5 protein-coding genes and 1 pseudogene are annotated in these 7076 nt (G+C 42.4%); all 6 read right to left on the bottom strand.

The genetic code is table 11. From position 1 onward, the window contains the following. Positions 1–267 precede the first annotated feature (267 nt). The 6 genes and pseudogenes from DW835_RS15230 to DW835_RS15205 all read right to left on the bottom strand — a co-directional run bounded on the left by DW835_RS15230 (position 268) and on the right by DW835_RS15205 (position 6609). Positions 268–1932, bottom strand: coding sequence for a polysaccharide biosynthesis protein (locus DW835_RS15230; protein WP_118669642.1), 1665 nt, complete (start codon positions 1930–1932; stop codon positions 268–270). Positions 1933–1958: 26 nt separating this feature from the next. Continuing rightward, on the bottom strand, positions 1959–3404 hold the full coding sequence (gene glgA, locus DW835_RS15225; RefSeq protein WP_117466179.1) for a glycogen synthase GlgA: 1446 nt from the start codon (positions 3402–3404) through the stop codon (positions 1959–1961). A gap of 91 nt (positions 3405–3495) precedes the next feature. Beyond that, entirely contained in the window at positions 3496–4824 is a 1329-nt protein-coding gene (locus DW835_RS15220; protein ID WP_117466180.1) for an RNA-binding domain-containing protein, read from the bottom strand. 28 nt (positions 4825–4852) lie between these two features. Then, positions 4853–5353: a hypothetical protein gene (locus DW835_RS15215; protein WP_227733207.1), complete on the bottom strand. Its 501-nt coding sequence runs from the start codon at positions 5351–5353 to the stop codon at positions 4853–4855. A gap of 203 nt (positions 5354–5556) precedes the next feature. Beyond that, positions 5557–5901, bottom strand: a pseudogene (locus DW835_RS15210) (sporulation initiation factor Spo0A C-terminal domain-containing protein); the annotation flags it as partial. Between the two features lie 375 nt (positions 5902–6276). Next, positions 6277–6609, bottom strand: a complete 333-nt coding sequence (locus DW835_RS15205; protein WP_117466182.1) for a HEAT repeat domain-containing protein — start codon at positions 6607–6609, stop codon at positions 6277–6279. Between the last annotated feature and the right edge of the window lie 467 nt (positions 6610–7076).

Here is a 7076-nt window from a genome sequence, read left to right as displayed (position 1 = left end):
TCTCAATCTTTCCGGGGCTTAATCAGCTTCTTTTCCTCTCTGCGCCCCGCTCCCTCAATCTTCCTAGGGCTTATTTTGTTTCTTTGCCTCTCTGCGCCCCGCTCTCTCGATCTCCCCGGGGCTTAATCAGCATGCTCCTTATATCTACGCCCCATGTACGCAAAAATCTGCCTTCGACAATAACATTGTCATGAGGCAGACTCCTTTCTGTACTTATTCTCTTCACTGTTTCTTCACCTAGAGCATCGTAGCTGTCATCGCTTCTCATTATCTCAATAATCGGCACTTCTTCGCTACCTTCACTAACAGATATCCCTTCGGGAAGCTGCGAAGCTCCTGCTCCGTGATGCCCCGCATCAATATCAGCATGACAAAATAGACTACAGCAGCAATTACGATCGCAGGAATGACAGAGATCCGCATGGACTTCGTCACCATATACAGACCCTCGTAGATTGCCCAGGCTGCCGCTCCCATAAACGCGGAGGCGAACGCCGGAATGACGAAAGTCTTTACGATCTCCTGCCGGTAGCCTACCGCTCTTCTTACCGCCCACTGGTTCAGCACACACATCATACCGGAATACAGCGTATTAGCGATGGCAATGCTGTACAGATCCAGTCTTGTGAACATCAGAAGCAGCACTGCTGCCACCGTCTGCACCACCAGCGAGATCCCCGCATTGATGATCGGGGTATTGACTTTGCCAAGTCCCTGCAAAATCGAACTGTTCAGAGTCGACAGTGCATAAAAGATAACCGACAGTGACAATGTCATTAAAAGAGCTGCCGCAAGATTCAATTCCTCTGCCGTCTTATTCGTGAACAGCAGACTGATCACCGGCTTCGCCAGTACAAAAAGTCCCACAGCGCAGGGAATCGAGATCACCATGGTAGTCTTCACTGCCAGTCCGATCTTCTCTCTGGCTCCCTTCACATCCCGGGCTGCCATCAGCTGTGCTACGGAAGGGATCATGGCAGAAGCCATAGCAGATGCAAAGGCTATGGGAATATTGGACATTGTCAGGGACTGTCCGGAGAAAATACCATATTTTTCATAAATAGATACCGTATCCAGATTGCGAAGGGACGGATACCATTTGGTGTAGATACTGTTGTTGACCGTACTGCTTAAGTTATATACAGCCGTACTCAAAATAAACGGTGTCACCACCAGTGTGATCGTCTTGAATATCTGTCCGTAGGAATCCACATGTTCATGCCTGTCACGCTGCACTCTGCGCAGGATCATTCCACGATTCAGAGCATAGACTCCCGCCATAAAAAGCAGCGCCACTAATACGCCGACACCAGTACCCAGTGCACTTCCCACTGCACCGTAGGTTGCTCTCATCACCTGCCCTGCCTGATCCGCCGGAACCTCCATCGTTCCCATAAACATTTGGATCAGAAGATATGCCGCGCCTACGCTGACTACCGCATTGGCGATCTGCTCCAGGATCTGCGATACGGAGGTCTGCGCCATGCTCTTATGTGCCTGGAAATACCCTCGTAAAACTCCCAGGATACCATAGACGAAGATCGTCGGTGCAAAGGTGCGCAGTACTGTGACCGCTGCTCCGGACACGAATAATCCCGCTCCGAAAAACAGAAAAAGGCTGGCTATACCGCCAACCACCAGTACATAGATCATGGCTCCGTGGAACAGTCTGTGGGCGTTACGGTATTCCTTCTCTCCCAGCTTCTGTGCGATAGCTTTGGAAATTGCCGAGGGAATACTATAAGAGGAGATCAACAGAATGATCGTATAATAGTTATACGCTGACTGGTAATAACCAAGTCCCAGATTCCCGATGACACTCTGTAAAGGGCCCCTGTAAAGGAGCCCTATGATTCTGCTGATGATTCCGGCTGCCGCCAGAATTCCCGCCTGCATGATAAAATTGTTCTTGGAACTGTTCTTATCTGCCATATGTAATCTTACCTTATTCCAGTTCTTTATCCGATCAGCCAGTCATACATCTCCTGGTATTTTCCGGCGGATACCTTCCAGGAGTAGTCGGTGGCCATGGCACGATCCACGATCTTATTCCACTCTCTCTTCCTGTCATAGTAAATATGCTCCGCATAGCGGATCGTATTCAGCATCTCATGTGCATTGTAATTCGTAAAACTGAAGCCCGTGCCGGTGCTCTCATACTCATTATAGGGCTGTACGGTATCCTTCAGTCCACCGGTCTCTCTGACGATAGGTACAGTACCGTAACGCAGTGCGATCAACTGACTCAGGCCGCAGGGTTCGAACAGGGACGGCATCAGATAAGCATCACAAGCCGCATAGATTTTATGGGACAGTGCATCCGAATAATAAATATTGGCAGACACCTTGTCTCCATACTTCCAGTCGAAATGACGGAACATATTTTCGTAACGTTCCTCACCGGTGCCCAGTACCACGAACTGGATATCATCCTGACACAGTTCATCCATGACATAAGCGATCAGATCCAGACCCTTCTGGTCTGTCAGTCTGGATACCAGACCGATCATCATCTTCTTATCATCTACGCGAAGTCCAAGCTCTTCCTGCAGGGCACGCTTATTCTTCACCTTTTCCTTGCGGAAATTCACTGCATTATAGGCTTTTACGATATTTTTGTCCGTCTCCGGATTGAACTCTCCATAGTCGATACCGTTGACAATGCCGCGCAGATCATGGCTTCTTGCACGCAGCAATCCGTCCAGGCCCTCACCGTAAAACGGAGTCTTGATCTCCTCCGCATAGGTATCACTTACGGTAGTCACTGCATCCGCGAATACGATACCGCCCTTTAACAGATTTGCATCCTTATAAGCCTCCAGCTTGTCAGAGGTAAAATAATACTCCGGCAATCCGGTGATGCTCTGTACCGTCTTCACATCCCATTTTCCCTGGAACTTCAGATTATGTATGGTGATTACAGACTTCATATTGCGGTAGAAATCTCCGCCATGGAAACGCTCCTTCAGGTATACCGGTATCAGACCTGTCTGCCAGTCATGGCAATGGATCAGATCAGGCTGGAAATTCAAAAGCGGTAATGCCGACAGCACTGCCTTGCAGAAATATGCATACTTCTCGATCTCATATCTGGGATCATCTCCATAAGGCTTAAAGCCGCCGAAATAGCTCTCATTATCAATGAAATAATAATGTACTCCGGCTTCCTCTGCCTCCAGAACACCTACATACACATTCTGCCAGTTGAAATCCATGTAGAAATGTGTCACATACCTAAGTTTATCCTTCATCTCCTGCTTCATACAGGTATACTTCGGGATAAACACTCTTACATCAAAATACTCCTTGTCAATATACTTCGGCAAAGATCCTACGACATCCGCAAGTCCTCCGGTCTTGATAAAAGGTACGCCTTCCGATGCGGCAAAAAGAATTTTTTTCATGTAAACCCTCCACATATACTACGGCTTGTATTTCAAAACATAGATTGATTATACCATGTTTACGATTCATAGAAAAGAGGGCAGAGACAATTTACAAATCTTTAATCTCCCAGTAACCCTTTCGATCCGATCCTACTCTAACTATTTTTCCCTCTTCTTTCAGTGCCTTTATAAGACGAGCTACCTTTCTCGGACTTATGCTCATTTGTTTTGCCATTTGTTTTGCTGTGACAAATGGATTTTCTTTTAGGATCTCCAAAGTTTCCATTTCTTCCGACTTTTCATTGCCAATATCATTGCCAACATCATTGCCATTGGCAATGATATTGGTATCCTCTTTTTGTTCTGTTGAAAATGGAATCTCTACTTTAATAAAATGCTCTGAAATATGAAAGATGCTCTTATCATATACTTTGAGAATTCTGCTCATTCCTGACCCCAGCTGTTCCACAAGTCCTACATCTTTAAATACTCTCATCAATTCACGATTTCTTGGCATGCTGCTACAGCTAAAAAAATCCTCTTCACTCTGTCCCGGTATCAATCCTCCATAGGAAGTAAAAATCATTCTGTCACTAAAAATTTCAAAAACCGGAGGGATCTCTCTCGTAAAATCAGAATGAACAATTGTATTTATTACAGCCTCTCGCATAGGAATAGGTGCAACCAGATTTGTTTCTGTTCTCTGCGCAGTTGTCACTTTTGTTCTCGTAACATTCTCAATCTTTAATTTTTCCAACACTTGATAGGTTGCTTTAATCAAAGAACAATAACCATATTCTTCATTTTCAATCAGATCTACTTTATCTTTTCCTGCATATTTTGCGACCTTTACTGATATGCCGTTTTCATCTGCTAATAAATATGCAACATAATTATATTTTCCATCCGGGGTCAGGAGTTCCAGCGAATTTACAAATTTATCATTTAACTCCATTCCTCTTTCCTGATAATATATTTTTAATTGTGCAAATGTCAGATCCTGTCTGGGGGATGTGATATTTCTTAATGTATTATGAAGCCTTTTACTGTAATAATTGTCTATCAGCGGTGTCGGCATCGGTTGCGTAGATGTTCCTATCCGCATAAAACATCCATTCGGCGACATCCCTTGTTTTTTAATATAATACGGCTTTTCAAGTCCACTGGAAATCAAAATTTTAATGATTGGAATATTATCTATTTCCTCTGTTACAATATCAAATAATCCCATAGTTGATGGAAGAATATTATTTTTTATTCGATCTGCTATTTTCAATTGCGTAGAATCTAATTCCGGCACACCGATAGGGCTCCCTATATCATCTAAACCGATATAGAGTATTCCTCCCTCTTTATTGTTCAGAAATGCTACAACTTCTTTTTCCAGTTTGTCATTTAATTCCGATTTAAATTCTGTTCGACTATTTTCCTGAAGCATATTCCCTCTTTTCCACAATTATCATCAACTATTTACATTGACCCTTTATTTCTTCTATAGTGTCTTTTAATCCACGTATCTTCTTTATAATCTCAAAGTTTTCACTATTTAAATCAAAAACATTAACCGAACCTATTGCACTTACTAATTCTTTTTCCACCTTACTCAAAGTATTGTAAATTTCAGCTTTTAATGTATCCTCTTTAGCATTATTAGAAGATGCTTTCGTATTAACAGATGTACTTTCTATATCTTTAGAATATAAGCCTCTCCCAACTCTTGAAATATCATTTGAGTCAACTAATTGTGCAATAGCTCCGGCAATTTGATTTTTCGTAGGTATTTTCCCACTTTTTTGAATTATGTATTTTTTAAAATCATCATTAGTATACATGCCATATGTTTTTACGCATTCAATAATATAAATCTTAATTTCTGCTGTCGATATCTTCATTTTTTCCTCCACTTCATGTATTTCGTTTAAAGCGTTTGAATCGTTAAATTCGTTAAGCGTTGTTTCTTTAGTCATTTGTGGCATCTTTTTAACAAATTATACCATTTTAAAATTCATTTATCAATATCTTTTATTTTGAATCCCGTTGTTTTTCCATATAGTTAGTTTATATAAAAATAGCAATAATTACTTATTTCACCATACAAGTAAAACAAAGTAATTATTGCTATTATTCAGTCATCATTTACTTTTTCATCTAACTTTTCGTTTCAAATTTCTCATGATCTGTAGGACAGCCGGATTCTGTCGGCGATCAGAGCGATGAATTCAGAATTGGTAGGTTTGCCTTTGCCCGTGTCGATCGTGTAACCGAACATGGCATCCAGGGTCTCCATGCGCCCTCTGCTCCAGGCAACCTCAATGGCATGGCGAATAGCGCGCTCCACGCGGCTGGGTGTGGTCTGGAACCGCTTGGCGATGGTCGGATACAGGATCTTTGTGATAGAACTGATCATTGCCGGATCCTCTACCGACATCATGATAGCTTCCCGCAGATACTGATACCCTTTGATATGTGCCGGCACTCCGATCTCATGGATCATATCCGTGACATCCTTTTCCAGGTCATGGATGACTTCCTGGGTCTGTTCCTTTTTTTCTGTCGCTTTTACTGTGCTGTCTTTGGCGTTTTTCGTAGAAGGAACCGTGATCATAATTTGGAATTCCTTGTTGGCATTCATCAGATCCCCCAGGATTTTGTATACTTTTTCATTATCCTTTGTAGTTGTAATGTTTAATTTTTCCATTAAACTACCTCCATGACTACAAAACTACTTTTTTCACGTACCGTTCTATTATAAATAGATATGCATCGTAGCTTCAAGCAGAACCCGTCGCAAGATTTTTCCAAATTTCGCAAAAAAGGCGCCCGGAATGAACCGGACGCCAATAAGAGGGAAAATGTATAAGTAGAAAAACTACGAGTAAAGCAAATTAAATTAATGATGCTCTGCCAGAGTGTGAAGTGCTTCCTTGATGGCTGTCTTCACGGTCTCATCCTGTTCTGCATTCAGTCTGTGCAGTAGATAGGTCTTGGCATATTCGGTGCCGATGCTTCCTAACGCTTTTGCTGCTTCGACACGGATCTTCGTATCCGGATTGTCGATCATGTGGGCAATGCTGTTGACACTGTCTTCATCCTTGATCCGGCTCAGAGCTTCCAGTGCAGCTACCACCACGGTATCATCGGAAGAACTCAGATATTTGATGATCTTGTCGGATTTTCCTTTCTCTTGTAATTTTTGGATCTTACTTAAATCATGTTGTTCCATAAACACGCGCCTCTTTCTTTCTGCCAGCGCGGGGGCGGTGAAAATCGTCTCCGGATCATCCACTTTGCTTCGCCTGTGGTGATTGGCTTTTCTTGATAATGTTATGATAACACCTTATCTGTCAGAAAACAATTATAGTAAAATGAAGGATTTCTAAAAATTCTATAACCTCATTCTACTTACGTTCAAATAAATCGCACCGGGCTTCTAATGCATGATAATCCAATGCTGATTTTACATATCCTGCAGTCATATCATTCATTGCTTTCTGCTTAGCTCCTTGCATTCACTTTGCTGGAATATACATTCGGGAAATCCTCTCGAAGCCATTCCACATATTCATCCGAAATACGGTACAATTTGAATTCTTCCATTATACTTCCTTTCTTCGGTATAAAACAAAAAGAGAGCAAATATTTTACTATTTGCTCAGACTGTAGACAAAACGCTTTTGGTCAGCACTCCAG

The organism is Clostridium sp. AM34-9AC (assembly GCF_003480225.1).
GTDB classification, from domain to species: domain Bacteria; phylum Bacillota; class Clostridia; order Lachnospirales; family Lachnospiraceae; genus Acetatifactor; species Acetatifactor acetigignens.
The sequence above is the reverse complement of the archived record's forward strand: the minus strand, read 5'-3'. Positions and strand labels throughout refer to the sequence as shown.

Bases quoted from the DNA above. Each gene is read 5' to 3' on its own strand.
- DW835_RS15230 (WP_118669642.1), bottom strand. From the start codon at position 1,932: ATGGCAGATAAGAACAGTTCCAAGAACAATTTTATCATGCAGGCGGGA.
- glgA (WP_117466179.1), bottom strand. From the start codon at position 3,404: ATGAAAAAAATTCTTTTTGCCGCATCGGAAGGCGTACCTTTTATCAAG.
- DW835_RS15220 (WP_117466180.1), bottom strand. From the start codon at position 4,824: ATGCTTCAGGAAAATAGTCGAACAGAATTTAAATCGGAATTAAATGAC.
- DW835_RS15215 (WP_227733207.1), bottom strand. From the start codon at position 5,353: ATGACTAAAGAAACAACGCTTAACGAATTTAACGATTCAAACGCTTTA.
- DW835_RS15205 (WP_117466182.1), bottom strand. From the start codon at position 6,609: ATGGAACAACATGATTTAAGTAAGATCCAAAAATTACAAGAGAAAGGA.